Origin of the sequence: Aeromonas sp. R9-2 (assembly GCF_040908025.1) — a bacterium.
In the GTDB taxonomy this organism is placed as follows: Bacteria; Pseudomonadota; Gammaproteobacteria; order Enterobacterales; family Aeromonadaceae; genus Aeromonas; species Aeromonas veronii.
The window spans coordinates 76,868-101,957 of sequence record NZ_JBFOCX010000030.1 but is presented as its reverse complement, the minus strand read 5'-3'; the positions used below and the strand labels follow the sequence as shown (position 1 = coordinate 101,957).

The 25,090-nt window shown below is 60.8% G+C and carries 25 protein-coding genes; 12 read left to right on the top strand and 13 right to left on the bottom strand.

Translation table 11 applies throughout. The annotated features are described in order from the left end of the window. Position 1 precedes the first annotated feature (1 nt). The 4 genes from leuD to leuA form a co-directional block, all read right to left on the bottom strand. Positions 2-601 (bottom strand): 3-isopropylmalate dehydratase small subunit, encoded by a 600-nt coding sequence (gene leuD / locus AB5Y71_RS17190; protein ID WP_257687159.1) that lies wholly within the window; start codon positions 599-601, stop codon positions 2-4. 12 nt (positions 602-613) lie between these two features. Beyond that, positions 614-2,011 carry a 3-isopropylmalate dehydratase large subunit gene (leuC, locus tag AB5Y71_RS17185; RefSeq protein ID WP_368172071.1) on the bottom strand — a complete coding sequence of 466 codons (1,398 nt, stop codon included), beginning with the start codon at positions 2,009-2,011 and terminating at the stop codon, positions 614-616. 33 nt (positions 2,012-2,044) lie between these two features. Further along, positions 2,045-3,130, bottom strand: a complete 1,086-nt coding sequence (gene leuB / locus AB5Y71_RS17180) for a 3-isopropylmalate dehydrogenase (protein ID WP_201952726.1) — start codon at positions 3,128-3,130, stop codon at positions 2,045-2,047. A 192-nt stretch (positions 3,131-3,322) separates the two neighbouring features. Beyond that, the gene (gene leuA / locus AB5Y71_RS17175; RefSeq protein ID WP_368172070.1) at positions 3,323-4,885 is read right to left on the bottom strand and encodes a 2-isopropylmalate synthase; all 1,563 of its coding nucleotides are present in this window, start codon (positions 4,883-4,885) and stop codon (positions 3,323-3,325) included. A gap of 408 nt (positions 4,886-5,293) precedes the next feature. Between leuA and AB5Y71_RS17170 the strand changes: the two genes are divergently transcribed. The 8 genes from AB5Y71_RS17170 (at position 5,294) to AB5Y71_RS17135 (ending at position 12,268) form a co-directional block, all read left to right on the top strand. Next, positions 5,294-5,914, top strand: a complete 621-nt coding sequence (locus AB5Y71_RS17170) for a TetR/AcrR family transcriptional regulator (protein ID WP_368172069.1) — start codon at positions 5,294-5,296, stop codon at positions 5,912-5,914. Between the two features lie 126 nt (positions 5,915-6,040). Next, the gene (locus AB5Y71_RS17165; protein ID WP_005339149.1) at positions 6,041-6,544 is read left to right on the top strand and encodes a phosphatase PAP2 family protein; all 504 of its coding nucleotides are present in this window, start codon (positions 6,041-6,043) and stop codon (positions 6,542-6,544) included. Beyond that, positions 6,541-7,650 (top strand): MJ1255/VC2487 family glycosyltransferase, encoded by a 1,110-nt coding sequence (locus tag AB5Y71_RS17160; RefSeq protein WP_368172068.1) that lies wholly within the window; start codon positions 6,541-6,543, stop codon positions 7,648-7,650. Before AB5Y71_RS17165 ends, AB5Y71_RS17160 begins: the two co-directional genes overlap by 4 nt. Before the next feature lie 37 nt (positions 7,651-7,687). Beyond that, positions 7,688-7,840, top strand: a complete 153-nt coding sequence (locus AB5Y71_RS17155; protein ID WP_005341188.1) for a hypothetical protein — start codon at positions 7,688-7,690, stop codon at positions 7,838-7,840. A 390-nt stretch (positions 7,841-8,230) separates the two neighbouring features. Next, positions 8,231-9,949 carry an acetolactate synthase 3 large subunit gene (locus AB5Y71_RS17150; RefSeq protein ID WP_043823044.1) on the top strand — a complete coding sequence of 573 codons (1,719 nt, stop codon included), beginning with the start codon at positions 8,231-8,233 and terminating at the stop codon, positions 9,947-9,949. Next, entirely contained in the window at positions 9,949-10,443 is a 495-nt protein-coding gene (ilvN, locus tag AB5Y71_RS17145; RefSeq protein WP_011704829.1) for an acetolactate synthase small subunit, read from the top strand. Before AB5Y71_RS17150 ends, ilvN begins: the two co-directional genes overlap by 1 nt. A gap of 103 nt (positions 10,444-10,546) precedes the next feature. Then, the gene (locus AB5Y71_RS17140) at positions 10,547-11,173 is read left to right on the top strand and encodes a LysE family translocator (protein ID WP_368172075.1); all 627 of its coding nucleotides are present in this window, start codon (positions 10,547-10,549) and stop codon (positions 11,171-11,173) included. A 135-nt stretch (positions 11,174-11,308) separates the two neighbouring features. Further along, positions 11,309-12,268, top strand: coding sequence for a LysR substrate-binding domain-containing protein (locus AB5Y71_RS17135; protein WP_368172067.1), 960 nt, complete (start codon positions 11,309-11,311; stop codon positions 12,266-12,268). Between the two features lie 90 nt (positions 12,269-12,358). Here AB5Y71_RS17135 and AB5Y71_RS17130 read toward each other — a convergent pair whose 3' ends face one another. The 6 genes from AB5Y71_RS17130 to dusB form a co-directional block, all read right to left on the bottom strand. Beyond that, on the bottom strand, positions 12,359-13,540 hold the full coding sequence (locus AB5Y71_RS17130; RefSeq protein ID WP_368172066.1) for a M20 family metallopeptidase: 1,182 nt from the start codon (positions 13,538-13,540) through the stop codon (positions 12,359-12,361). Beyond that, positions 13,540-13,989, bottom strand: coding sequence for a hypothetical protein (locus AB5Y71_RS17125; RefSeq protein WP_005349183.1), 450 nt, complete (start codon positions 13,987-13,989; stop codon positions 13,540-13,542). The genes AB5Y71_RS17130 and AB5Y71_RS17125 overlap by 1 nt, the downstream gene beginning before the upstream one ends. Beyond that, positions 13,986-14,804 carry a DUF3100 domain-containing protein gene (locus AB5Y71_RS17120; protein WP_005339140.1) on the bottom strand — a complete coding sequence of 273 codons (819 nt, stop codon included), beginning with the start codon at positions 14,802-14,804 and terminating at the stop codon, positions 13,986-13,988. Before AB5Y71_RS17120 ends, AB5Y71_RS17125 begins: the two co-directional genes overlap by 4 nt. Positions 14,805-15,062: 258 nt before the next feature. Then, positions 15,063-15,944: a DMT family transporter gene (locus tag AB5Y71_RS17115; RefSeq protein WP_005349188.1), complete on the bottom strand. Its 882-nt coding sequence runs from the start codon at positions 15,942-15,944 to the stop codon at positions 15,063-15,065. Between the two features lie 112 nt (positions 15,945-16,056). Beyond that, complete coding sequence (fis, locus tag AB5Y71_RS17110) at positions 16,057-16,353, bottom strand: DNA-binding transcriptional regulator Fis (protein ID WP_005309538.1); 297 nt, start codon at positions 16,351-16,353, stop codon at positions 16,057-16,059. Positions 16,354-16,379: 26 nt separating this feature from the next. Further along, complete coding sequence (dusB, locus tag AB5Y71_RS17105; protein ID WP_019445016.1) at positions 16,380-17,345, bottom strand: tRNA dihydrouridine synthase DusB; 966 nt, start codon at positions 17,343-17,345, stop codon at positions 16,380-16,382. A 292-nt stretch (positions 17,346-17,637) separates the two neighbouring features. Between dusB and AB5Y71_RS17100 the strand changes: the two genes are divergently transcribed. From AB5Y71_RS17100 to AB5Y71_RS17085, 4 genes are all read left to right on the top strand, one after another. Beyond that, complete coding sequence (locus tag AB5Y71_RS17100) at positions 17,638-19,035, top strand: TolC family protein (protein WP_368172065.1); 1,398 nt, start codon at positions 17,638-17,640, stop codon at positions 19,033-19,035. Positions 19,036-19,108: 73 nt separating this feature from the next. After that, complete coding sequence (locus AB5Y71_RS17095) at positions 19,109-20,113, top strand: HlyD family secretion protein (RefSeq protein ID WP_368172064.1); 1,005 nt, start codon at positions 19,109-19,111, stop codon at positions 20,111-20,113. Then, positions 20,113-21,267, top strand: a complete 1,155-nt coding sequence (locus AB5Y71_RS17090) for an ABC transporter permease (protein ID WP_368172063.1) — start codon at positions 20,113-20,115, stop codon at positions 21,265-21,267. Before AB5Y71_RS17095 ends, AB5Y71_RS17090 begins: the two co-directional genes overlap by 1 nt. Then, a complete protein-coding gene (locus AB5Y71_RS17085; RefSeq protein ID WP_368172062.1) occupies positions 21,267-22,463 on the top strand; it encodes an ABC transporter permease in 1,197 nt (398 codons plus the stop codon). The genes AB5Y71_RS17090 and AB5Y71_RS17085 overlap by 1 nt, the downstream gene beginning before the upstream one ends. A gap of 110 nt (positions 22,464-22,573) precedes the next feature. Here AB5Y71_RS17085 and AB5Y71_RS17080 read toward each other — a convergent pair whose 3' ends face one another. From AB5Y71_RS17080 to AB5Y71_RS17070, 3 genes are all read right to left on the bottom strand, one after another. Further along, positions 22,574-23,209, bottom strand: a complete 636-nt coding sequence (locus AB5Y71_RS17080; protein ID WP_368172061.1) for an NAD(P)-dependent oxidoreductase — start codon at positions 23,207-23,209, stop codon at positions 22,574-22,576. 133 nt (positions 23,210-23,342) lie between these two features. Continuing rightward, entirely contained in the window at positions 23,343-24,197 is an 855-nt protein-coding gene (locus AB5Y71_RS17075; RefSeq protein ID WP_368172060.1) for a DnaA/Hda family protein, read from the bottom strand. A gap of 71 nt (positions 24,198-24,268) precedes the next feature. Next, positions 24,269-24,967, bottom strand: coding sequence for a DnaT-like ssDNA-binding domain-containing protein (locus tag AB5Y71_RS17070; protein WP_005349201.1), 699 nt, complete (start codon positions 24,965-24,967; stop codon positions 24,269-24,271). Positions 24,968-25,090 lie beyond the last annotated feature (123 nt).

The following is a 25,090-nucleotide window of genomic DNA, read 5'->3' as shown; positions in this document are numbered from 1 at the left end:
GTTAAATCCAGCTCGGCTGCTTCGCCTCAAAGGCGCTGATGGCGGCCTCGTGCTGCAGGGTCAGACCGATGGCATCCAAGCCGTTGAGCAGACAGTAACGGCGGAATTCATCGATCTCGAAACCGAAGCAGAGGCTACCTGCACGTACCTGATTGGCTTCCAGATCCACCTCGATCTCGATGCCCGGTTTGGCGGCCACCAGCTGGAACAGGGCATCGACCTCCTTCTCCTTCAGGCGCACCGGCACCATGCCATTGTTGATGGCGTTGCCGTAGAAAATATCGGCAAAGCTCGGGGCTATGATGGTCTTGAAGCCGTAGTCGGCCAGCGCCCAGGGGGCGTGCTCGCGACTAGACCCGCAGCCGAAGTTCTCGCGGGCCAGCAGAATGCTGGCACCGGCGAATTGCGGCTGGTTCAGTACAAACTCGGGGTTGGGCTGCTGGCCGGCATCGTCCAGAAAGCGCCAGTCGTGGAACAGGTGCTTGCCAAAACCGATGCGGTTTACTTTTTGCAAAAACTGTTTGGGAATGATGGCGTCGGTGTCGACGTTGGCGCTGTCGAGGGGGACGACGATCCCTTTGTGCTGTTTGAATCCTGTCATCGCTCTTTCCTCTTACAGTGCGCGAATGTCGGCGAAGCGGCCGGTGACGGCGGCGGCGGCGGCCATGGCCGGGCTGACCAGATGGGTGCGGCCGGCGCGGCCCTGACGCCCTTCGAAGTTGCGGTTGCTGGTGGAGGCGCAGCGCTCCCCCGGTTGCAGCCGGTCGTTGTTCATGGCCAGACACATGGAGCAGCCGGGCAGGCGCCACTCAAAACCGGCCTCGATGAAGATCTTGTCCAGACCCTCGGCTTCGGCCTGCGCCTTCACCTGCTCTGAGCCAGGCACCACCAGTGCCTGCACGCCAGCGGCGACCTTTCGACCGCGGGCGATGGCGGCGGCGGCACGCAGATCCTCGATGCGGCTGTTGGTGCACGAGCCGATGAATACCTTGTCGATGGCGACATCGGAGAGCTTCTGGCCCGGTTGCAAGTCCATGTAGGCCAGCGCCTTGCGGGCGGATTGCTGCTCCATCAGATCGCTGAAGGATTCCGGCGCCGGAATAGGCTCGTTGACGGCAATCACCTGACCCGGATTGGTGCCCCAGGTGACTTGCGGGGCGATATCGGCGGCGTCCAGCACCACTTCGGCATCGAAGTGGGCACCATCGTCGCTCTTGAGGCTCTGCCAGTAGGCGATGGCCTGCTCCAGCACCTCGCCCTTGGGAGCAAACTCCTTGCCGCGAATGTAGTCGATGGTGGTCTGGTCGGGGGCAATCATCCCCGCCTTGGCACCCAGCTCTATGGCCATGTTGCACACCGTCATCCGCCCTTCCATGGAGAGGCTGGCAATGGCCTCGCCAGCAAACTCCACCACGTAGCCGGTACCACCGGCGTGGCCGACCTTGCCGATAATGGCCAGCACAACGTCCTTGGCGCTGATGCCCTCCGCCAGCTTGCCGTTGACCGAAATGCGCATGGTCCTGGCGCGACCCTGTTTCAGGGTCTGGGTGGCCATCACATGTTCCACTTCGGAAGTGCCGATGCCGAACGCCAGTGAGCCGAAGGCGCCGTGGGTGGCGGTGTGGGAGTCACCGCAGACGATGGTGGTGCCGGGCAGGGTAATGCCGAGCTCGGGGCCCATCACATGGACGATCCCCTGATATTTGTGGTTGAGATCGTAGAGGCGAACCCCGAACTCCTTGCAGTTATCGGCGAGCGTCTCCATCTGGATGCGGGCCATCTCGCCGGAGGCGGCGATGTCCTTGGTGGTGGTGGAGACGTTGTGATCCATGGTAGCCCAAGTCAGATCCGGGCGGCGCAGCTGGCGGTTCATGGCGCGCAGGCCGTCGAATGCCTGCGGGCTGGTCACTTCATGCACCAGATGGCGGTCGATGTAGATGAGGGGGGTCTCCCCCTCCACTTCCCGTACCACGTGGGCGTCGAATACTTTCTGATAGAGGGTCTTGGCCATTGCTTCTCTCTTCCTTGTTCTCTGTTATGCGGCTCAGATCCGGGCGGCGATCTGGCTACCCATCTCGGACGTGCTCTGCACAGGATGGCGGGCGCTGGCCTGATGCAGGTCGGCGGTGAAGTAACCCTCGGCCAGGGTCTGGGCCACAGCCTGCTCAATGGCCTGGGCGGCAGCCTCCATCCCTAAGCTGTAGCGCAGCATCAGGGCGGCGGAGAGGATCTGGGCGATGGGGTTGGCAATCCCTTTGCCGGCGATATCCGGGGCCGAACCTCCGGCCGGTTCGAACAGGCCGAAACCTGATTCGTTGAGGCTGGCGGAGGGGAGCAACCCCATGGAGCCGGTGATCATGGCGCACTCGTCGGAGAGGATGTCACCGAACAGGTTGGAGCAGAGCAGCACATCGAACTGGGACGGATCCTTGATGAGCTGCATGGTGGCGTTATCGATGTACATATGGTTGAGGGTTACGTCCGGATAGGACTTGGCGACTTGCGTCACCACCTCGCGCCACAGAATGGAAGAGGCGAGCACATTGGCCTTGTCAATGGAGGTGACCTTGCCACGGCGCACGCGAGCCGATTCGAACGCTATCTTGGCGATGCGCTCAATCTCGAAGCGATGGTACACCTCGGTGTCGAACGCCTTCTCGTTCGCTCCTTCTCCCTCACGCCCCTTGGGTTGGCCGAAGTAGATGCCGCCGGTCAGCTCGCGCACGCAGGCGATGTCAAAACCGCGATCGGAGATATCGGCGCGCAGCGGGGAGAACTGTTCCAGACCGGTGTAGATACGGGCCGGACGCAGGTTGCAGAACAGCTTGAAGTGGGCGCGCAGGGGCAGCAGGGCGCCACGTTCCGGCTGATCGTTGGGGGGCAGATGTTCCCATTTCGGGCCGCCTACCGAGCCAAACAGCACGGCATCGGCCGCTTCACAACCCGCGATGGTGCTTTGCGGCAGCGGGGTACCGTGGTTGTCGATGGCGATGCCGCCCACGTCATGGCGATCATACTCGAAGGCGAGGCCGAACCTGGCCTGCACCTTCTCCAGCACCTTGACGGCCTCGGCCATCACTTCCGGGCCAATGCCGTCACCCGGCAATACTGCGATCCGATAACTGCTCATACACTCTCCATCCTGATATTGTCGTTGAGATCCCTCTGTCCGGTTTCCCCGACGCTGCGCGCGGTTGCCGGTTCAGACGTTCCCCGTCCTGATGTTGTCATTCCATGCCGTCTGTGTGGCTGCGAGTCCTGCTCAGACGGTTTCCGATGTGATGCTGTCATTCCATTCCGTCTGTTTGGTTCCGAGCCCTGTTCAGACGGTTTCTGATTTGATGCTGTTATTGCGTTCCATCTGCTCGGCCACCTGATTGGCGCGCCAGATGCTGTTGATCACATGGAGCAGGGCATGGGCCGAGGATTCGATGATGTCGGTGGCCAGCCCCATGCCGTGGAATTTGCGCCCCTTGTACTCGGCGACGATATCGACCTGACCGAGGGCATCTTCCCCTTCGCCCTTGCTCTTGAGGGCATATTTGTCGATGCGGATCTCATAGCCGGTGATGCGGTTGATGCACTGGTAGACCGCATCCACTGGGCCATTGCCGGTGGCCGCTTCGCAGATCAGATCCTGTCCCACCTTCAATTTGACCGAGGCGGTGGCCAGTACCGAGCTGCCGCTCTGGACCCCGAGATACTCCAGCTTGAAGTGTTCCGGCTCTTCGTGGATCTGGCTGAAGAAGGCCAGCGCTTCGAGGTCGTAGTCGAACACCTGACCCTTCTTGTCGGCCAGGGTCAGGAATTTGCCGTAGAGGTGGTCGAGGTCGTAGCTGCTCTCGGCGTAGCCCATGGACTCCATCCGGTGCTTGATGACGTGGCGGCCGGAGCGGGAGGTCATGTTGAGGTTGTTCTGGGTCAGACCAATGCTCTCGGGAGTGATGATTTCGTAGGTATTTTTCGCCTTGAGCACTCCATCCTGATGGATGCCGGAGCTATGGGAGAAAGCGTTGGCCCCGACGATCGCCTTGTTGGGCTGCACCGGCATGTTGCACAGCTGGCTGACCAGCGTGCTGGTGCGATGAATTTCGTTGTGGCGGATATTGGTTTGCACCCCGAGCAGGTCGGCGCGGGTTTTGAGGATCATCGCCACCTCTTCCAGCGAGCAGTTGCCCGCCCGCTCGCCGATGCCGTTGATGGTGCACTCGATCTGGCGGGCTCCCATCTGCACCGCGCCGATGGAGTTGGCCACCGAGAGCCCCAGATCGTCGTGGCAGTGGACCGAGATGATCGCCTTGTCGATGTTGGGTACCCGGTTGAACAGGGTGTGGATGATGCCGGAGAACTCGGTCGGCACCGTGTAGCCCACGGTATCCGGGATATTGATGGTGCGGGCGCCAGCCTTGATGGCGGCCTCCACCATGCGGCAGAGATTATCGATCGGCGTGCGGCCCGCATCCTCGCAGGAGAACTCCACATCGTCGGTGTAGCGCAGCGCGTGCTTGATGGCGCCGATCCCCATCTCCAGCACATCCTCGAAGCTCTTTTTCAGCTTGCTCTCCACATGGATGGAGGAGGTGGAGATAAAGGTGTGGATGCGAAACGCCTCGGCGACCCGCAAGGCTTCACCGGCGGCATCGATATCCTTGGGCAGGGCGCGGGCGAGGGCGCAGACCCGGCTGTTTTTGATGTGGCGGGCTATGGTCTGCACCGATTGAAAATCGCCGGGAGAAGAGACCGGGAAGCCCACCTCCATGACGTCGACACCGAGCCGTTCCAGTGCCTGGGCGATCTGCAGCTTCTCCTTGACTGTCAAACTGGCCGCCAGGGCCTGCTCACCATCACGCAAGGTGGTGTCGAATATGATGACCCGATCTGACATGTGACTTCCCTCTTCCTAAGTTCGGTAACGTGCATCCTGCGGCGGCATAAAAAAACCCGTGCAGGGGGCACGGGTTTTTGTAAATTCCGGCTATGCCTTAGCCCGGCTACAAGGATCCCGCGCGAGTTAACGCGATTAGGGAGATTAGTAGTAGCGGGGTGGCGATACGCATGACGTTGTTATTCCTTCCAGTCGATAACGCTTTTACCAATATCGAGATTTTTATGCTGTGTCAACACGGAAGGTCAGGGGCAATCTGCTGACGTATTTAATCGGATTGTAAAGGATTGCAAATTTCCTTGTCCCATATTCGGCCCATGACCGATTATCTGGTCATTCCTGCTGTGCTCTATTCTCTGCACAACCAGATCGACTTATCAGCATTAGCTGAATTATCTGAGGTGTTAAATGGAAAAACGTAGACCTGGTCGTCCGGTCGGACGTTCTGACATTCGTGACAAGTTGCTTGCTGCCGCCCGTGAGCGTTTTCTCAATACTCCCTATAGCAAGGTAACTACACGCGAAATCGCGGAGCTTGCTGGCTCCAATCTGGCAATGATCCACTACTACTTCGGCAGTAAAGAGGGTCTTTACAAAGCGGTGCTGGGCGATGTCGCCGAGCCCCTCGACCATGCCTGGCAAGATGAACACAGCAATCACAGCCTCAACGAGCTGCTCAACACCTACTATCAGGTGATGGCGCCCAACAGCGAGCTGACCTCCGCTATCTCCAGCGCATTGTCGACCGAGAAGAGCCCGGGGCGGGATTTTGTGCTGAGCCGCCTGCTGGAGCGTCAACTGCCGCAGTTCGACGCCCTGCTGGAAACCATGAAAACCAACGGCGAGCTGGGTGACAATCTGGATCCCGAGATGCTGAAGATCTCCTTCCTCAGCATGATGTGGCAGCCGTTCGTGATGAAAGATCTTTACGAACAGGTATTTGGCCTGAAAGTGGACGAACAGTTCATGGCTCGTCTGGCGGATCACAACTGCCGCCTGATGGAGACCGGTCTGCGCGGCAGCCACTGATTTTGCCGCAACATCGAGATTAAAAAGGGCCATTCGGCCCTTTTTTCATAAATCTGTTATGCCTTGTTCAACGTAACGTCATCCCGCTTTCTTACTCTGCAAGCAGAATTCAGGGAAGGAGGGGATATGAACAAGATCCAGCAATGGGACCTGCAGGTGTGCCGGGTCTGCCTGCTTCACGGCTACAACCGGCAGCAGGCGAGGGTGAGTCGTCTCATTTCCCGCACCGGCGATGGCCCGCTTTACGCTGTGCTGGCCGCCCTGCTCTGGTGGCAGGGGGAGGCAGAGCGGGAGCTGGTGCGACTGGCGCTGTTAGCCTTCGCCATCGAACTGCCCCTCTATCTGCTGCTGAAAAACAGCCTGAAACGACAACGGCCGGTCGGCTTGCCGGTCTTTATCACTCCTTCCGATCGTTACAGTCTCCCCTCCGGCCACACCGCCGCCGCTTTTCTGATGGCCACCATACTGGCCACCGGCTTTCCGCTCTGGGCGCCCCTGCTGTTTGGCTGGGCGGCGCTGGTGGGGGCATCCCGGTTGCTGCTCGGGGTACACTACCTGAGCGATCTGGTTGCCGGTGCCCTGCTGGGTGGCGGTTGCGCCGTGCTGGCGCTCGGCTGGAGCCACTCATGAGGATACTGTTCGGGGTGCAAGGCACCGGCAACGGCCATATCAGTCGCAGTCGCACTCTGGCGCGGGCACTGCGCACGGCAGGGGTCGAGGTGGATTATCTCTTCAGCGGTCGCCCCGCTGACCGCTACTTCGACATGGAGGAGTTTGGCCCCTACCGCGCCTTTCCCGGCCTCACTTTTGTCAGTCACGAGGGGCGAGTTTCTCCGTGGCGCACCCTGCAAGCCGCCTCGCCGCTCACCTTCTGGCGGGATCTGCGGTCTCTCGATTGCAGCGAATACGATCTGGTGGTGAGCGATTTTGAGCCGCTAACCGCCCACGCAGCCCGCCGCTATGGCAAGCCGAGCCTCACCGTCAGCCATCAGGCCAGCTTCAACTGGCCCATCCCGCGCTGGGGGGAGGATGGGGTCAGCCGCCAGCTGATGCGCCACTTTGCTCCTGTGGATCAGCCGCTCGGGCTGCACTGGTTTCACTTCGGTCACCCCTTGTTGCCGCCGGTGATCGACCCCATCGCCGCCGCACCGGATAACGGCGAGATCCTGGTCTATCTGCCGTTCGAGCAGACCGAGGCGATCGCCGCCCTGTTGTCGCGCTTTGGTCAGCAGCGCTTCGTCTGCTTTCACCCCGCCATTCGCACCCCGAGCCAATGGCGCAATCTGCGCTTCGAGCCGCCGTCGCGACACGGGTTTATCGCCGTGCTGGCCGGTTGTTGCGGCGTAATCTCCAACGCAGGTTTCGAGCTGGCTTCCGAGGCGCTCACTCTCGGCAAGAAGCTGCTGGTCAAACCCCTCGGCGGCCAGTTCGAGCAGCTGACCAACGGCAAGACCCTCGAGATGATGGGACTGGCGACCCTGATGGATGTGCTCGATGCCAATCTGGTGCGCACCTGGCTCGACAGCGCCTCGCCCGGGGCGGTCTGTTACCCCGATGTAGCGGGGGAGCTGGCCCGCTGGCTGGCGGCGGGAGCCGACGAGAGCGTAGCCTCTCTGTCACGGCGGCTCTGGGCACGCACCCTGTTTCCGGAGGAGGTAAGTGATCGCCTGAGCGAGCTGGATGGGGGCGACTGTTTATCCAGTTGCTGGTTATCGCAAGTGAGCGTTGTTGACTAGACTGAAAGGCGATCCCACCAAGGAGAGGACGGAGCAAATGCGCTTTACCAATGAAAACGGCGAAGTCATGAACCTGGCTGACAATCTCACCCTGCACGAGTTGCTCGATATGGGTGTCAGCATCTCGGTCAGTGAAGAGACCGATCCGGATCAGCAGATCTGGCTGGCTGAGCCGGATCAGGACAACTGAGTCATCATTCGGCATCAAGCCCACCGCTGAGCGGTGGGCTTTTTTGTGGCTGTTTTTCCCCTCTGCGGAATGATCCGCTGGCCATTCCCCGACTTCCTTCCCATTTGTCTCATGGTCGCTGCGGCAAGTCATTGAATGTTAATAGCCGGTTGAAATGTATGACTGTTCTGGTCAGATAAAGCCGTGGACAAGCGTTATGAAGCGGGTTAAGTTGGTTTTTCACCCTATTTTCGGGTGAATGACGGAAAAATCCTTTTTTTCTACTGTCGACGGGGCTGAATTGGGCCGATCTGCATTCAGATAACAACAAGAAACGGATCGGGCCGTGCCGGGAAGCACAGCATCGTCGGTGGGATTCGCTAAACGGAGCAAAGCCTGGAGGGCTTTATCATGGAGATGTTATCAGGCGCCCAGATGGTGGTTAGAGCGCTGGAAGATCAGGGAGTTGAGCACGTCTTCGGCTACCCTGGTGGCTCAGTGCTCGACATCTATGACGCTCTCTTCGAAAACGGCAAGATGGAGCATGTCTTGGTGCGGCACGAGCAAGCCGCGGTTCACATGGCTGACGGTTACGCCCGTTCCACCGGCAAGGTGGGGACTGTGCTGGTAACGTCAGGCCCGGGAGCGACCAACTGCATTACCGGTATTGCCACCGCCTATATGGATTCCATTCCGTTGGTGATCCTCTCCGGCCAGGTGCCGACCAGCATGATCGGTGAGGATGCGTTCCAGGAGACCGACATGATCGGTATCTCCCGCCCGGTGGTGAAGCACAGCTTCCTGTGCAAGAAGGCGAGCGATATCCCTGAGGCCATCAAGAAGGCCTACTACATTGCCGCCAGCGGCCGCCCGGGGCCGGTGGTGGTGGATCTGCCCAAAGATGTGCAGAACCCGAAAGAGAAATTCCCCTACCAGTATCCCGAGACGGTCTCCCTGCGCTCCTACAACCCGACCAAGTCTGGCCATAAAGGGCAGATCAAGCGGGCAGCCAAGCTGCTGGTGGATGCCCAGCGCCCGGTCATGTACGTGGGTGGCGGCGCCATCAACGCCAATGCGGACCATCTGGTGACCAAACTGGCGGAGCTGCTGAACCTGCCGGTGACCACCACCCTGATGGGGCTGGGGGCCTTCTCCGGTGTCCATCCGCAATTTATCGGCATGCTGGGGATGCACGGCACCTTCGAAGCCAACAAAACCATGCACAACGCGGATCTTATCTTCGCCGTCGGTGCCCGCTTCGATGACCGCGTCACCAACAACGTGGCCAAGTTCTGCCCCAATGCGACCGTGGTTCATATCGACATCGACCCCACCTCCATCTCCAAAACGGTGCAGGCCCATGTGCCCATCGTCGGCTCGGTGGAAACCGTGTTGGAGCAGATGCTGGAAGTGATCCGCGAGTGTGGCTTCGATAACGACAAGGAGGCGCTGGCGGACTGGTGGAGCCAGATCAACCAGTGGCGCTCCCGTCACTGTCTGGCCTACGAAAAGTCGGCCACCCAGATCAAGCCGCAACAGGTTATCGAGACCCTCTACAAAGTGACTCAGGGTCAGGCGTTCGTTGCCTCCGACGTGGGCCAGCACCAGATGTTTGCTGCCCTCTACTACCCGTTTGCCAAACCGCGCCAGTGGATCAACTCAGGGGGCCTCGGCACCATGGGCTTCGGCATTCCGGCCGCCATGGGTGCCCAGTTTGCCAACCCGGATGCGGTGGTCTGCTGCGTCACCGGCGATGGCTCGGTGCAGATGAACATTCAGGAGCTCTCCACCTGCATGCAGTACGGCGTGCCCATCAAGATCATCTCCATCAACAACCGTGCGCTGGGCATGGTCAAGCAGTGGCAGAAGATGTTCTACGGCGGCCGTCACAGCCACTCTTACATGGAGTCCCTGCCGGACTTCGTCAAACTGGCGGAAGCCTATGGCCATGTCGGCATCGCGGTGAGCGATCCGGCGGAGCTGGAGAGCGCCATGGAGAAGGCCTTCGCCATGAAGGATCGGCTGGTGTTCATGGATATCTCGGTCGACCCGGATGAGCACGTCTATCCGATGCAGATCAAGTTTGGCGCCATGGATGAGATGTGGCTGAGCAAGACGGAGAGAACCTGATGAGACACATCATTTCAGTACTGCTGGAGAACGAATCCGGCGCCCTGAGCCGCGTGGTGGGTCTCTTCTCCCAGCGTGGCTACAACATCGAGACCCTGACGGTGGCGCCGACCGAGGATCCCACCCTGTCGCGCATGACCATCGTCACCATGGGTGACGAGCGGGTGCTGGAGCAGATCCAGAAGCAGTTGCACAAGCTGGTGGACGTGCTCAAGGTATGCGACTTGAGTGAGGGTGAGCACATCGAGCGGGAGATCGCGCTGGTCAAGGCGCGCGCCGCCGGTGGTGGTCGTGACGAGCTGAAACGGCTGGCGGATATCTTCCGTGGCCAGATCGTCGACGTCACCCCCGAGCTCTACACGGTGCAGCTGGTGGGTACCAGCGACAAGCTGGACGCCTTCATCAAGACGGCCGCCCAGACCAACGAGATCATCGAAGTGGTGCGCTCCGGTGTCTGCGGTATCTCCCGTGCCGACAAAGCGCTGCGCCCCTGATGACTGGCGGGACAGCTGATGATGCGTCAGCTGCCGCAGAGGAAAGGAAAGAGGGCTCTGCGGAGCCCTTTTTGTTTGGTTTTGCTTTACGAGGGGAGGGATGATGTTCGGTATTCATGATCTTGCACTGTTTATGGTCTCGGGCTTGCTGCTCAATATTATGCCGGGGCCCGACTCCCTGCTGGTCATGCTGCGCAGCGGTTCGCAAGGGTGGCGTGCCGGTTCGGTCGCGACCCTTGGCATCGGCACAGGTGTCATGGTGCATGTGCTGGCGGCGGCCCTCGGTCTGTCGGCCCTGCTCAGCGCCTCGGCCGAGTTGTTTGCCCTTATCAAGCTGGCTGGCGCCATCTACCTCATCTATCTGGGGCTCTCCCTGCTGCGCCAGCAGGCAACGGGTGCAATGGAGGGAGGGGTCACTCTGCCCGCCCTCTCCTATGGCCAGATTTACCGGCAGGGTGTGCTGACCAATGTGCTCAACCCCAAGGTCGCGCTCTTTTTCCTCGCCTTCGTGCCCCAGTTCATCGCGCCGGATGCCCCCGACAAGGCGCTCGCCTTTATCCTGCTCGGTTGCATCTTCAATCTGGGCGGCATCATCTGGTGTCACCTGCTGGTCTTTACCACCGTCTATGCCAGCCACAGGGTACGGCTGTCACGGCGTCTCGGTCGCTGGCTCAACCGGGGCATCGGCACCCTGTTTGTCGGACTCGGGATCAAGCTCGCCAGCGACTAGCTCGCCGCTTTCTGACCTGAGGCAGATTATCGTGCGCCGCGCTGTGGTATGGTCGGCAGTCAGCTGCGGGACCAGCCCCGCTCTCTCTTTTTCAGGTCAGCCCGACTGGCCGCAGCAGCGAGATCCCTTGCCCAGATGAACATCGCCCGGCTCAAGAACTTTACCGAGATAGTGAAGAACAACTTCAACATCTCGGCGACGGCGGAGAAGCTCTACACCTCCCAGCCCACCCTCAGCAAGCAGATGAAGATGCTGGAAGATGAGCTGGGGCTCGCCCTCTTTACCCGCAAGGGAAAGAATCTGGTCGGCTTGACCAGCGCAGGCGAGCAGGTGATGGAGTTGGCCAAGGGGGTGGTGGCGCAGGTGGAGCAGATCAACCAGCTGTCGCTCGGGGAGCAACTGGCTACCAGCGGGGTGCTGCGTATCGCCACCACCCACACCCAGGCGCGCTACAAGCTGCCAGCGGTGATTACCGAGTTCAGCCGTCGTTATCCCGATGTGGCGATCCAGCTCCATCAGGGGGCGCCTGCCCAACTGGCCCAGATGGTGCAAAGCGGCGATGTGGATATGGCGATCGCCACCGAGTCCATGTACCTATTCGACGAGCTGGCCGCCGTCCCCTGTTATCGTTGGGGGCGCAGTGTGGTGGTGCCGCACGGTCAACCGCTGATCGACTGCCAGCCGCTGTCAATGGCGGATCTGGCCCGCTATCCCCTCATCACCTATGTATTCGGCTTTACCGGCCGATCCAAGATGGACAAGGCTTTCAGCCGCCACGGCCTCTCGCCGAAAACCGTGCTGACCGCCACCGACACCGACGTGATCAAGCACTACGTCCGGCTCGGCATGGGGGTCGGGGTGATTGCCAGCGTGGCCTTTGACGAGGGGGATCGGGAGGATCTGGTGAGTCTCAATATCGACCACCTGATCGCCTCGAGCGCCACCCACATCTGCCTGCGAAAACATGCCCATTTGCGTGACTACATGTACGACTTTATCCACCTCTACGCCCCCCATATCAGCCGGGAGACGGTGCAACTGCACCTTATCAACCAGCCGCCCGCTGCCAATATGGCGGAGTTGCCGTGGCTCTAACCGCGGGTTGTTTGTCGTACACAGAGCAAAAATACAGAGACAAAAAAAGAGAGGCCTTGGCCTCTCTTCTGGTTTTATCGGTATGCGGGATTAAGCGCTGCGGGTCGCCAGATTGATAAAGATCTGGGCTCCGACCAGCAGGCAGTCGTCATCGAGGTAGTAGGGATTCGCATGCAGGTAGTTGCAGATCCCCTTGGCCTGACAGCCGCTGCCGAGGAAGAACATGGCCCCCTTGCGGCCACGGCAGGCGTTAACCATGTAGCTGAAATCTTCGCTGCCGGTCATCGGCTGCCCCTGAGCGTTGATCCCCTCAGAGGGCAAGACATCGGCGGCCGCTTGCAGCAGACGGGCGCAGGCATCGGCGTGGTTCTCGACCGCCGGATACCCGGCATAGACCATCTTGGTCTTGAAGCCGCGCAGTTCGCTCTGGGCCACGATCTCCTTGAAGCTGTTCTTCAGGATCTGGTCGGTCTCGGCATCCATGGCACGGATGGTGCCGCGCGCCTGCACATGGTCGGCGATGGCGTTGGGGATTGTGCCGCCGTTGATCATGCCGCAGCCGAATACCGCCGGGCTGAACGGACTGGTGCGCTTGGCGACGATGTAGTCCATATCCTCGATGATCCGCACCGCTTCGCGGATGGCATCCAGCCCCTTGTGGGGGGTGGATCCGTGGGCGGAGATACCGTGCACATCCAGCGTCCAGGCGGAGCCCCAGGAGGACATGACACCGTGGTTGAACTTGATGGTGCCGGTCTCCATGGCGCCGTCGTTATGGAGAGCATAGACCTCGTCTACCCCCTTCATGCAGCCCAGTTCGACCATCTTCTCGGCGCCCGGCACCCGCATATCCTCTTCCGCCATCTGGAAGATAAAGCGGACGTTGTACAGCAGGCGATCGCGGTTGGCGGCCAGAAACTTGGCCGCGGTCAGGGCGATCGCCATATGGGAGTCGTGACCGCAGTTGTGGGCCATTCCCTCGTGGGTCGACTTGAACGCAACGTCGCTCATGTCGAGCATCTCGAGGCCATCCATGTCGGCACGGAAGGCGATGGTCGGCAGCACAGGGTCAACCACCAGATCCCCGTGAAAACCGGTGAAGCCCGGGTAGTCGGTGAGGCGATAGCCGAAGCTTGTCATCAGCTCGCGGCAGTAGGCCGAGGTCTTGAACTCGACGCCGGAGGCCTCCGGAATGGTGTGCAGATGGTGGCGCACTTCCTGACTGAAGTCGCGCAGGGCCAGCAGGGCCGGTTCAATGTGGATGTTGTTCATTAGATGATCCCTTGAATGGAAAAGCCGAGCTGGGCCACCAGCGAGGCGCCGAAGAAGCAGCAGGTGGAGACGATCATGAAGATCAGGATCACTTTCCAGGACATCTTCTTCAGCTCTTCCAGCTGACCACCCACCGAGAGACCGGCAAAGGCCAGCAGCGGTACGCAGCAGGAGAGGAAGGAGATCTTGGCGACGGCGTCAATGAAGAGGCCGCGCACCGGGGTCTCCGGCAGGCAGATGAGAATGCCGATGATGGTGGCATAGGCAAACGCCGGCAGGGAGGAGGGCAGATAGCGTTTGGCAATCAGCGAAGCGAACACCACCAGTGACATGGCGACGAAGCTGTCACCCATCAGCCAGAGCGGAGTGCCGGTGGTCAGGGTCTGGGTAAACATGGCCAGCAGGATCGCCAGAAAGACGAACCGCATATCCATTACGATGCTTTTCATGCTTTCTCTCCTTTGGCAGTCAGGGCATAGATTTTTTCAGCGAGCGGCAAACCCAGATAGGTGAGGGAGAGGGCGCCGAGGGCAGACGAGAGCAGGTTCGAGGCTGCCGCGATACTCAGCACCTGCTGAGCCAGCGCTTCGTCGAGACCGTTGATCAGGGCGCCGGAGGCGGCACTCAGCATGGAGCCTGAGCCCACGCCGGAGCCGGCAGCCAGCGCCAGCGGGTGCAGGCCGGTGAGCGGGGCGATACTGCCCAGCACGCTGAACCAGAGGGTGCCGATAACGGAGCCGCACAGGTAGATGGCCAACACACCGATGTACTCCTGAGAGCCGGTGCCGAACTTGCCCTGAATTACCGCGACGGACGGCTCACGGCTGATGGAGGAGCAGGCCCCGATGGCGCGGCGGCCAAAGCCGAACTTCACTGCCAGCGGAATGGCGATCAGGATCGGCAGCAGGTTGCCAATCTCCTGCAGGAACAGCGGTACGCCGACGCTCAAGATCATCTTCAGGTTGGGGATGATCATCCCCGCGTACTGGGTACCCAGGATCAGCAGGCTGAAGCCCACCATCTTGCCGCAGAAGCCCTCTTCTTTCTCGGTGAAGAGCTGTTTCCAGCCGGGGATGCGATCCTTGACCGGTTTGGCGGAGACAATCATGCCGATGATGACGGCAAAGAGCATCGGCAGGATCGGAATGATGGCGATGCCGATCTTGATCTCCTGTTTGCCTATTAGGTACTGGGCCACAAAGATCAGCATGGCGGTTGCCAATATGCTGACCGTGACCGTCTTGAGGGGGCTGGTTTGCTGCATAGTCTTTTCTCTTGTTATTCCCATGTGTGGCCATCGTCAGGATTGTCCAGACCGATGATGGGGGCATCATAGGGAGCTAAGAGGGGCAGGTATGTGACCTTCATCAAGCTGGCCATATGGCATTTTTTCATGGGGTATGCCCTTTAACCCTCTGGATACCAAGGGTTAAAGGCCGTTAACAGAACGTCAGCATTGGCAGGACAAGATAAGCAAACAGGAGGGAAATGGTGACACCGCCCCGCAGGGCAGTGACGCGGATCAGACGGGCGTTTTGAGCCGTGCACTGCGCAGCAGCAGGGGCAGTTGGTAGAGCACCAGGGCGCCGAGCACCAGTCCGGCTCCGGCCAGTTTGGCGCCGCCGAGGGGTTCGCTGTAGAAGAGGGTGCTCAGCAGTAGAGTCCAGACCGGTTCCAGCAGCATCATCAGGGCGGCGTGGGCGGTAGTCATCTTGCTCAATGCATGGGTGAGCAGCCAGTAGCGTAATGTGGTGGCGATCAAGACGCTCGCTGCAAACCAGCCCCAGATGCCGTGGCTGACTCCAGCCTCTGGCCACTGCTCGGTCAGCAGGGAGAGCAGGGTGCCGAGCAGGCCGGTCATCGCCAGCTGGATGCAGGTGAGCCAGGTGGGGGCAATGGATTGGGCGAAGTGGCGATGGACGGCAAGCTGGATGCCGAGGGTGGTGGCCGCTGCCAGAAACCAGAACAGCGAGAGCGACACGCCCCAGTGGGTACTGCTGGAGAGCAGCAGCAAACCGGCGATGGCGATGGGCAGGGTGAGCCAGTAGTGGCGGCCGGGCTTGGCTCGAAAGGCTCCCCAGGCGGCCAGCGGGGCCATCAGGGTGGCGACGCTCATGATAAAGGCGCCGCTGCCCAGTGCATCGCTCTGGCTGATGGCGGTGACCCACAGCAGCAGGCTGGCGCCGAGGAGGGTGCCGCAACCGGCAGCGCGCACCAGCTGGGCGCGAGTCGGCGGTGGCTCGCGCAACCAGGCCAAGGGGAGCAACAGCAGCGCGGCCAGCAGAAAGCGGCTGCCGATAAAGGCGGCAGGGGGCAGTTCGCGGATCGCCTCTTTCGAGAAGAGCCAGCCAGCGGCGGCCAGCAGGGTGACCAGTACCATCAGCAGCAGGGGAGTGCGGTTCATCGGGGTCGCCATGGTGAAATGGATGGGAGAGCATAAAGGAAAGGCGCCAGGTATTGCTACCTGGCGCCTTTCGCATCTGCCTTGAACCGCCGTCGCGGCTCGCGGCCAGCAATCAGTTCATGCCGTAACGCTTGAGCTTCTTGCGCAGGGTGCCACGGTTGATACCCATCATCACGGCAGCGCGAGTCTGGTTACCACGGGTGTACTGCATGATCACGTCCAGCATCGGCGCTTCGACTTCGGAGAGAACCATATCGTACAGATCAATCACTTCCTGACCGTTCAACTGGGCCAGGTAGTTACGCAGGGCCTGTTGCACAGAGTCACGCAGGGGGCGCTGGGTCGGCTCGGCAGCGTGATTGTGAGTAGTTGTTACCAATGCATCAGAAGTCAGGGTTTGTTCGAACATATTCGGTCGGCTCTTTAGTTATCTTGTTAACCTAATCCATCGAAATACGCTTCGAGTGCCTCAAGTTGCGCGTCTGCGCAATCCAGGGCATTGAAGTGCTTACGGAATTCTCGGCCCGTCTCTTCTTCATCCAGATACCAGCCCACGTGTTTACGGGCTATGCGCGCTCCCAGATATGCACCATAAAACCGGTGCAGGTTGGTTACATGCTCGTTCATCAGGGTGCGAACCTCTTCCCTCTCGGGAGGCGGCAGCTTGGTGCCCGTCTCAAGAAAATGACGGATTTCCCGGAAAATCCAGGGTCGTCCTTGCGCAGCTCGGCCGATCATCACGGCGTCAACGCCGGTATAGTCGAGGACATACCGGGCTTTCTCCGGGCTGTTGATGTCACCATTGGCGACAACAGGAATCGATACGGCCTGCTTAATCGCCCTGATCGTGTCGTACTCCGCTTCGCCCTTGTAGAGGCAGGCACGGGTACGACCATGCACGGCGAGGGCCGCGATACCGCAATCTTCGGCGATTCGGGCGATCTCCACGCCATTGCGGTTATCCGGATCCCATCCTGTGCGGATCTTCAAGGTGACAGGCACCTCCACTGCATCCACCACGGCCCGGCAAATTGCTTTGACCTGATCGGGGGCACGCAGCAGGGCAGAACCTGCCAACTTCTTATTCACTTTTTTTGCCGGACATCCCATGTTGATGTCGACGATCTGTGCGCCCTGCTCCACGTTGTAGCGGGCAGCAAACGCCATCATCTCGGGGTCGGCACCGGCAATCTGGACCGATCGCAATCCGCCTTCTGCAGAGTGATCCATCCTCATCCGGGTTTTCTGGGTATCCCAGACATCCGGGTTGGCCAGCAGCATCTCGGAAACGGCCATGCCAGCCCCCAATCGCAAACAAAGTTCACGGAATGGTCGGTCAGTTACACCGGCCATGGGAGCCACAATCAAGGGAGTTTCAAGCGTGTGGGGACCTATCTGCATTCCACGGTTACCATCGGCTTAGGGCGGCGTATATTACGCATTTTTTAGGCAGGAGAAAAGGTTAGTATTTGAGCGTCAGCCATTTTTTTCTGAAAAAAACGTCGCGCCAAGGCTTGCAAATTCTGGAGTTATTGAAAAACGGCCAGATTGACGGAGAGTGAGCGCTGTACCATTCGGGTCGGACGCCTGCATAATTGTCAGTCCACTTGCAGGCCCGCTTTGCGTTATGATAGCGGGCTTAAATCGAGCAAATGCTCCAAACATTTATGCAACAAAAGCGGATTGGGGATCTATGACGTCAAGGTTCATTAAATCACTCTGGCCGTGTCTGATGGGTGTCGTGCTGGGGTCGGCGCAGGCGCAAACTATCAGCTTCGGTGAAGCCTGGACCCGGGTCATCCAGCAGGATGAAGGGCTGGCTGCCGAACAGGCCGGGGTCGATCGGGCCAAGCAGCTGCGCGAGGCGGCCAAGGACATGTATCTGCCCAAGGTGGATCTGGGGGCCAGCTATACCCATCTTGATCAGCCGATTGAACTTGATGCTCTCGATCTCAATCCGCTGGCCAAGCAGAAAGATCTGATCCTGGCGCTCGGCAGCCTGTTCGGGGTTGGGGCCAACGCATTTGTCACCCCCCTGACCAAACAGAATGTGGTGACCAGCTCGGTCAAGATGCTCTGGCCGCTTTTTGCCGGTGGCCGCATCGATGCGGCGCAGGATATCCGCCAGGCGCAGGTGAGCGAGGCGCAGCAGTTGCTGGTGCTCAAGCAGCAATCCACCTTCGAGAGCCTCTCCCAGACCTATTTCGGTGTGGTGCTGGCTGCTCAGGTGGTGCAGACCAAACAGGAGATCGAAGAGGGGCTGGCCCACCATCTGGATCACGCCAAGAAGCTCGAAGCGCAGGGCCAGATCGCCAGGGTGGAGCGCCTCTCCGCCCAGTCGGCATATGATCGGGCCCGCATCGATACCCAGAAAGCGCGCCGCAGCCTCGAGATCGCCGAGCTGGCCCTTGGCCGCATGCTGAAGTTGCCAAATGCCCAGCCGGGCAGCGGCCTGTTCGTCAACAAGGAGCTGCCGCGCCTCGAGGGGTTGGTAAGCCAGACCCTGGAGGTGCACCCCGGTCTCAAGCTGCTGAGTGCCAAGAAGGAGCAGGCCAAGGGGCTGATCCGGGTCGAGCAGGGCAAATATGCCCCCGAGGTGTTCCTGTTCGGCAACTACAACCTCTATGAAGATGATTCACTCGCCTCCAAGACAGCGCCGGACTGGCTGGTGGGGGTGGGGGTCAGCATGCCGCTGGTGAGCCGTGATGGCCGCTCCGAGACGGTGCAGGCCGCCAAGAGTGCCGAGCTGCAAGTCAATCTGCTGCAAGCCAAGACCCGTCAGGATCTGGAGTTGCTGGTCGAGAAGACCTGGCGCGAAGCAGCGCAGGGGCTGGAGGAGTATCAATCCCTCTCTTCCACCCAGGCGTTGGCTGAGGAGAACGTGCTGCTGCGGGACAAGGCGTTCGGGCAGGGGCTCTCTACCTCCCTCGATGTGGTGGATGCCCAGAACCAGCTGGCGGGGGTCAAGACCCAGCGTGCGGCGGCGGCTTATCAATATGTGGTGTCTCTGGCCCGTCTGCTGGCGCTCTCCGGCCAGATGAACAGTTTCAATCAATATCAGCACGGTCAGGTAATCGAGGTGAACTCATGATCGCACTCCAGTCCGTTCCTTTTTCTATCTCTGTTTCGACCGCCAAGGGTCGCCCGTTTGTCGAGGTGAAGTGATGAGCCATCCCCCCATCAAAAAGAAGATGAGCCAGGGTAAACCGCTGTTGTTGCCATTGGCGCTGGTGATCCTGGTGGTGTGGCTCGGCTGGCGTTTCTGGCTGGCCTATCAGCCGGAGCCGGTGCATCTGCAAGGGCAGATTGAAGCGCAGCAATATTCGGTCTCCTCCAAGGTGCCGGGGCGCATCGACGAGGTGCTGGTGAAAAAGGGTGATCAGCTGACCAAGGATCAACTGGTCTTTACCCTGGCGAGCCCCGAGATCGAAGCCAAGCTGAGCCAGGCCAAGGCCGGTGAAGCTGCTGCGGGGGCGCTGGCGCAAGAGGCAGAGAAAGGGGCCCGAGCCCAACAGATCGCCGCTGCCAAGGATCAGTGGCAAAAAGCCAAGGCTGCCGCCCAGCTGCGTGGCAAGACCTATGAGCGGGTGGCCAGTCTGCATCGCGACGGCGTAATGCCGCTGCAAAAACGCGATGAGGCCTGGACCGCCTGGCAAGCTGCACGCTACAGCGAAGGGATGGCGTGGCAACAGTACCAGATGGCGTTGGAAGGGGCGCGGGAAGAGACCAAGATCGCCGCTCGCGAGAAGGCCAAGATGGCGGCGGGTTCTGTTGCCGAGGTTGAGGCCTATCTGGCCGACACCCGCATCACCAGCCCCCACAATGGTGAAGTGAGTCAGGTGCTGCTGCGCAGCGGCGAGCTGGCGCCACAAGGTTTCCCGGTGGTGACCCTGCTCGATATGAGTGATGCCTGGGCCCAGTTCCACGTGCGCGAGGATCTGCTGCCCCGTTTCCCGGTCGGTATCGAGTTCGATGCCCGCATCCCGGGCCTTGGCGATCAGACCGTGCGCTTCAAGGTGACCCATGTGGCCGTGATGGGGGATTTTGCCACTTGGCGTGCCACCGATACCCGTCAAGGTTTCGATATGAAGAGCTTCCAGGTGGAGGCTCGCCCGCTGCAACCGGTTGAGGGGCTGCGGGTTGGCATGAGTGTGCTGGTTGAACTCTGATGGGACGTGAATTTCGGCTGCTTTGGCAGGATCCGTTCAGCCGTGCCCTGATGAGCTGGGTGCCGCTGCTGCTGATGGGGATCCTCTGCTGGATCTTCTCGGCAGGGCTGGCTCGCGACCTCAAGGTTGGGCTGGTGGATCTCGACCACAGCATGCTCTCGCGCCAGCTCGCCTTCTCGCTGGATGGCTCGGCCGGGCTCAAGGTGGCGCAACAGTTTGACTCCATCGATGCCGGGGCGCGCGCTCTGCGCAGCGGCGACATCTATGCGCTGGTGGTGATCCCCAACCATCTGGCGCGGGATGCCCGTCAGGGCACCCAGCCGCAGGTGACGGTGTTCAACAACGGTCAGTTCATCCTGATCGCCAAGCTGGTCAACTCGGCGCTGGCGCAGGTGGTAGGCACCCTTAACGGTCAGGTCGGCGTGCTGGAGGCGATGGCCGATGGCAAGGCGCTGCCCGGCGCGCTCGGGCAGTCGGTGCCCATCAGCAGTCAGGTCACTGCGCTCTATAACCTCAACTCCAGCTACGCCCAGTTTCTGCTGAGTGCCATTCTGCCCGCGGTGTGGCAGATCCTGGTGGTGCTGTTCGGCCTCAATGCGCTGGCCCGTACCGATCGGCTGGGGCTGGACTGGACTACTCGCGGCGTCTGGTTTGGCCTCTGGCGCACCCTGCTGCCCCACGTGCTGATTGGCTGGGGCTGGGGGATTGTCTGGACGCTGCTGCTGTTCAAGGGCTTCTCCTATCCCATGCACGGTAGCTGGTTGGTATTGCTGGTGGGGCTGGGGCTCGCCTCGGCCGCCTGCGTCACCATGGGGGCTTTTTTCTACGGCATCATCCGGGATCCGGCCCGCGCTCTGTCGTTAGCGGGGGCTTACACTGCGCCCGGTTTCGCCTTTATGGGGGTCACCTTTCCGGTGAGTGCCATGGGGGATTTCGCCCGCTTCTGGCGCAGCCTGTTGCCGGTCTCTCACTATGTCGAGCTGCAGATTGGTCAGAGCAACTACGGTCTGCCGCTCGCATCGGCGCTGCCGCAACTGGGGGCGTTGCTGCTGTTCCTGCTCCCCTTGCTGCTGGTGGTACGCCGTTACAAGCAGCAGGCCGAGCTGGCCCGTCAATCAGCCGTTGTGGCCGTCGCCGAGAAGGAGCCCGAGTGATGCTGGGATTTGTCGATCTGTTGCGCCTAGAGCTACGCACCCTGCTGGCGGATCGCGCCATCATGCTGACCCTGTTTGGCGGGGTGATCTTCTACTCGTTTCTCTATCCCCAGCCCTATCTGCATCAGCTGCCGCGGGAAGAGGCGGTAGTGGTGGTCAACGACGATGGCAGTCAGTTGTCCCGTCAGCTGGAGTTTATGGCCGATGCCACGCCGCAGGTAAAGCTGGTGGCGCGAGCCAATTCGCTGGCCGAGGCGCGACAGCTGATGATGGCCGGGGAGGCGAGCGGGATCCTGCACATTCCCAACCACTTCTATCGGGATCTGATGCTGGGCAAGAGCGTCACCCTGAGCTACGCCGGTGATGCCTCCTACTTCCTGGTCTACGGCACCATTGCCGAAGGACTGGCGCAGGCCAGTGGCACCCTCGCCGCGCAGGTGAAGGTGGCGCGGCTGTTGAGCCACGGCGAGGCGCTGCCACAAGCGGCCATGGGCTGGAATGCGGTGGCCCTCAACGTGGTGCCGGTGTTCAACCCCACCATGGGCTATGTGAATTACGTGGTGCCGGCGGTGTTCGTGCTGATCCTCCATCAGGTGTTGCTGATGGGGGCGGGGATCCTGGGGGCGACCCAGAACCAGCGCAGTTGCCGTGGCGAGCATGGTTATTGGCAAAGCGCGCCGGTGTTGCCGCTGCTGCTGGCCAGAACCCTGGTGCTGGCTGGGTTGTTCCTGTTACCGGTGAGCTACTTCCTCGGCTTCTGCTTCGATCACTACAATATCGCCCGTCATGCCGATCCGCTAGAGCTGTGGTTGTTCGCCCTGCCGTTCCTGCTGGCGACCTGCTGGTTCGGGATTGTGCTGGGGGCGATCTTTACCCGGCGGGATCTGCCGACTCAGGTGGTACTCATCTCCTCCCTGCCGCTGGTCTTTCTGGCGGGCTTTATCTGGCCGCTCGAGCTGATCCCGGCGCCTCTCAACTGGCTGGCTCAGTGGGTGCCAACTATCCCCGCCATCGAGGGTTTTCTGCGCCTTAACCAGATGGGGGCCGACTTTGCGCAGGTTTCCCGTTACTGGTGGCAGCTGTGGGGTCTGGCGCTGCTCTACGGCGCGCTGGCCTGCATGCTGCTGCGTTGGCGGCAGCAGTCACTGCCGGTGGCCAGTCAGCCGGTCGTACAGAGTGAGACGACCGCCGGTTAAGCGGGATGGTGCAAGCGCCCGTGAGATGGCGTGTGCGGTATAGCGAAAACGGTCAGCCCTTGGGCTGACCGTTTTGTTATGTGGTGGGATTAAGCGGTTTTACTGCTGCTTTAGCCGCGCTGGATCGCGGGATCTCCGATGGCGTAGATCTGCTCCACCGCCGTCTCATCCGCCAGCAGGCGCAGTCCTTGGGCGGCCACATCGGCACGGCGTACCAGTCCATGGACCTCCTTGCCCTGACTCAGTTCGGTGCGGCCGGTGGTGTCGCCATCCTGAAGGCCCGCCGGGCGAAGAATGGTCCATGCGAGGGAGCTGGTCTGCAGCCAGCTCTCCGCCAGACTCTTGAGACGTACCTCGTGACCGAAGGCGGCGCGGGCCCGCTCCGGCAGATACTGCCAGCTGTCGCCGCAGCCGAGGGAGGTGACCAGCAGCAGCCGTTTCAGGCCGGCCTGCTCCATGGCATCGATCACATGGCGGTTGCCCTGATAGTCCACCGGCGCGGCTTGACGGAAGCTGCCGAGGGTAGAGACGACTTGTGCATTTTGCCCTGCCCGGACACATGCCTGCTGCACCGCAGCCAGATCCAGCGCATCCCCTTCGATCACCTCAACTCCCAGCGCACTCAGTTCGGTGGCCATCCCGGGGTTGCGTACCAGCGCAACGACCCGGTGACCCTGGCTCAGGGCTTGGTGAGTAAAGGCGCGGCCCAGCCCGCGGCTGGCTCCGAAAATCAGTGTGGTTGGCATAGATGAGCTCCCTTGGCAAAAGGGGCTAGCCTAGTGGCTTGTTCGCTTGCTGTAAATGAGAGTTGTTTTTATTTGTGAGCTGACAGGGAGGAGAGAGTGCGAGCCGCCAGCGACTCGCACTCTTTGAGAGGGATCAGCCGTTGTAGTTGCCGATGCTGGGGCGACGGCTGAGACCGCTCAGGTGGATATCCACCGGATTGAATGCCTTGATCGCTTCATAGCTGAAATCACCGATCGCCTGATGCAGGCTCTGGGGCGTGTGGTTGGTGATGATGATGACGCTCTTTGACAGGTTGCGACGGCGGCGCAGCAGGTGGCCGAGGAAGCTGGACTGGCTCTCCGCCATCTTGGCGCGGTTGGCCGATACCTCGTCGATGATCAGCAGATCCACCTCTTCCAGCGCGCGGCGGTACTGGTTGCGCTCATCCTGGTCGGGGATGACGTTGAAGAACAGCCGATCGACGATGGAGGCCCACTGCTGGAAGATCACCGATTTCTGGTGACGGGCGATCAGCTCATGCGCCACCGCTCCCGCCAGCGTTGACTTGCCGGTGCCGTAGTCGCCGTAGATCAGCATGCAGCCGCCACCGCTCTTCTCCCAGTGCTCGAAGCCGCTGATAAAGTAACGGGCTGTTTCGATGGGGTATTGCAGCGCCGGGTCACCGGCATCCATCTTGTCAAATACCCAGTCGGGGTTGAGGTCGGCCTGGGCGATCAGCTTCTGGATCCGCTCCTGGCGGGCTGCCTTCTGCAGCTCGCGCACCTCGGCGTTGGCCTTGGCATCATACTCCTTGCGCAGGGTCTCGTAGTCATACTGGCCGCCACCGGTCTCTTGTTGCAGGCGACGAATGCGCTCCAGCAGGCCACCCACATGGCGGCTCAATTCCGGGTCGTGAATGCGGTGATCCTGCTTGGCCTTGGCGATCTTCTGGCGCTTGGCTTCGATCTCTTCCAGCTCCTGGCGCAGGGGATCTTGCGGGTCAGTCATGGAATGCTCCTTCTGCTCGATCAGGGATGGGTAGACAAGGGGTTGATTCTGCCTGCAGGCGGGGGCCGCTATCAATCATTATCCGGCTCCTGCTGCGCTGCGGGTTCTTGCGTCTGCTGTTGGGCCAGTCGCTTGGCCTCTTCAATCATCTGTTGGGCCCGTTTGCTGGGGCCCGACTCTGCCGGGGCCGGCGTCACCTGCTGGTAGCCCTGCACCTCCATCGGTTTGCGACGGGTATAGCGGCGGGTCTTGAGGGCGCGAATGAACTTGAGCATCCATTGATGCTGGGAGTCGAACACCTCGGGGCGCCCCAGCCAGTAGGCGATAAACTCCCCCAGATCTTCTTCGCTATAGCTGGCATCGATCACCCCGCACAGACGGGCGAGGGCGGGCAGCTCCTCGTCCGGTCGCCACTGCAGATGCATCTGGAAGGGGCGCTCCGGCAGCGGGCTGCGCAATTTCTGGGTCAGCAGCGGCAACTGGAACGGGCACTGATGATAGTGCTCACTCTCGGGCTGAGCCTCGACTTGCAGCAGGCCCGCCTCCATCAGTTCATCGAACAGCTCGGTGAGCTGGCGGGCATTGACCTGAAACGAAAAGCCGCAGGGATCACCCGGATCGACCACTGCCAGCGCCCGACCCAGCTCGGGATAGTTGAGCCTTGCCGCCTGATTTTCCAGCACCAGTCGGCGCAGCTGCAGGGTATAGAGACTACGAGCCGGATGGGACAATCTGGGGTGGGCAAGGGCGCTGTATTCGGCTGGGGTCATGGTCTTCTTCACGAGCTGGAGTGGGGGCATTATCCCTTATGGCGCCCACTTGCACAATTCGGATGGCGGTCGTAGTCGTGTGGCCTCCCGAGTGAATAGAGCTGCGCGGACGGATGGGGTTCT

Bases quoted from the DNA above. Each gene is read 5' to 3' on its own strand.
- leuD (WP_257687159.1), bottom strand. From the start codon at position 601: ATGACAGGATTCAAACAGCACAAAGGGATCGTCGTCCCCCTCGACAGC.
- leuC (WP_368172071.1), bottom strand. From the start codon at position 2,011: ATGGCCAAGACCCTCTATCAGAAAGTATTCGACGCCCACGTGGTACGG.
- leuB (WP_201952726.1), bottom strand. From the start codon at position 3,130: ATGAGCAGTTATCGGATCGCAGTATTGCCGGGTGACGGCATTGGCCCG.
- leuA (WP_368172070.1), bottom strand. From the start codon at position 4,885: ATGTCAGATCGGGTCATCATATTCGACACCACCTTGCGTGATGGTGAG.
- AB5Y71_RS17170 (WP_368172069.1), top strand. From the start codon at position 5,294: ATGGAAAAACGTAGACCTGGTCGTCCGGTCGGACGTTCTGACATTCGT.
- AB5Y71_RS17165 (WP_005339149.1), top strand. From the start codon at position 6,041: ATGAACAAGATCCAGCAATGGGACCTGCAGGTGTGCCGGGTCTGCCTG.
- AB5Y71_RS17160 (WP_368172068.1), top strand. From the start codon at position 6,541: ATGAGGATACTGTTCGGGGTGCAAGGCACCGGCAACGGCCATATCAGT.
- AB5Y71_RS17155 (WP_005341188.1), top strand. From the start codon at position 7,688: ATGCGCTTTACCAATGAAAACGGCGAAGTCATGAACCTGGCTGACAAT.
- AB5Y71_RS17150 (WP_043823044.1), top strand. From the start codon at position 8,231: ATGGAGATGTTATCAGGCGCCCAGATGGTGGTTAGAGCGCTGGAAGAT.
- ilvN (WP_011704829.1), top strand. From the start codon at position 9,949: ATGAGACACATCATTTCAGTACTGCTGGAGAACGAATCCGGCGCCCTG.
- AB5Y71_RS17140 (WP_368172075.1), top strand. From the start codon at position 10,547: ATGTTCGGTATTCATGATCTTGCACTGTTTATGGTCTCGGGCTTGCTG.
- AB5Y71_RS17135 (WP_368172067.1), top strand. From the start codon at position 11,309: ATGAACATCGCCCGGCTCAAGAACTTTACCGAGATAGTGAAGAACAAC.
- AB5Y71_RS17130 (WP_368172066.1), bottom strand. From the start codon at position 13,540: ATGAACAACATCCACATTGAACCGGCCCTGCTGGCCCTGCGCGACTTC.
- AB5Y71_RS17125 (WP_005349183.1), bottom strand. From the start codon at position 13,989: ATGAAAAGCATCGTAATGGATATGCGGTTCGTCTTTCTGGCGATCCTG.
- AB5Y71_RS17120 (WP_005339140.1), bottom strand. From the start codon at position 14,804: ATGCAGCAAACCAGCCCCCTCAAGACGGTCACGGTCAGCATATTGGCA.
- AB5Y71_RS17115 (WP_005349188.1), bottom strand. From the start codon at position 15,944: ATGAACCGCACTCCCCTGCTGCTGATGGTACTGGTCACCCTGCTGGCC.
- fis (WP_005309538.1), bottom strand. From the start codon at position 16,353: ATGTTCGAACAAACCCTGACTTCTGATGCATTGGTAACAACTACTCAC.
- dusB (WP_019445016.1), bottom strand. From the start codon at position 17,345: ATGCAGATAGGTCCCCACACGCTTGAAACTCCCTTGATTGTGGCTCCC.
- AB5Y71_RS17100 (WP_368172065.1), top strand. From the start codon at position 17,638: ATGACGTCAAGGTTCATTAAATCACTCTGGCCGTGTCTGATGGGTGTC.
- AB5Y71_RS17095 (WP_368172064.1), top strand. From the start codon at position 19,109: ATGAGCCATCCCCCCATCAAAAAGAAGATGAGCCAGGGTAAACCGCTG.
- AB5Y71_RS17090 (WP_368172063.1), top strand. From the start codon at position 20,113: ATGGGACGTGAATTTCGGCTGCTTTGGCAGGATCCGTTCAGCCGTGCC.
- AB5Y71_RS17085 (WP_368172062.1), top strand. From the start codon at position 21,267: ATGCTGGGATTTGTCGATCTGTTGCGCCTAGAGCTACGCACCCTGCTG.
- AB5Y71_RS17080 (WP_368172061.1), bottom strand. From the start codon at position 23,209: ATGCCAACCACACTGATTTTCGGAGCCAGCCGCGGGCTGGGCCGCGCC.
- AB5Y71_RS17075 (WP_368172060.1), bottom strand. From the start codon at position 24,197: ATGACTGACCCGCAAGATCCCCTGCGCCAGGAGCTGGAAGAGATCGAA.
- AB5Y71_RS17070 (WP_005349201.1), bottom strand. From the start codon at position 24,967: ATGACCCCAGCCGAATACAGCGCCCTTGCCCACCCCAGATTGTCCCAT.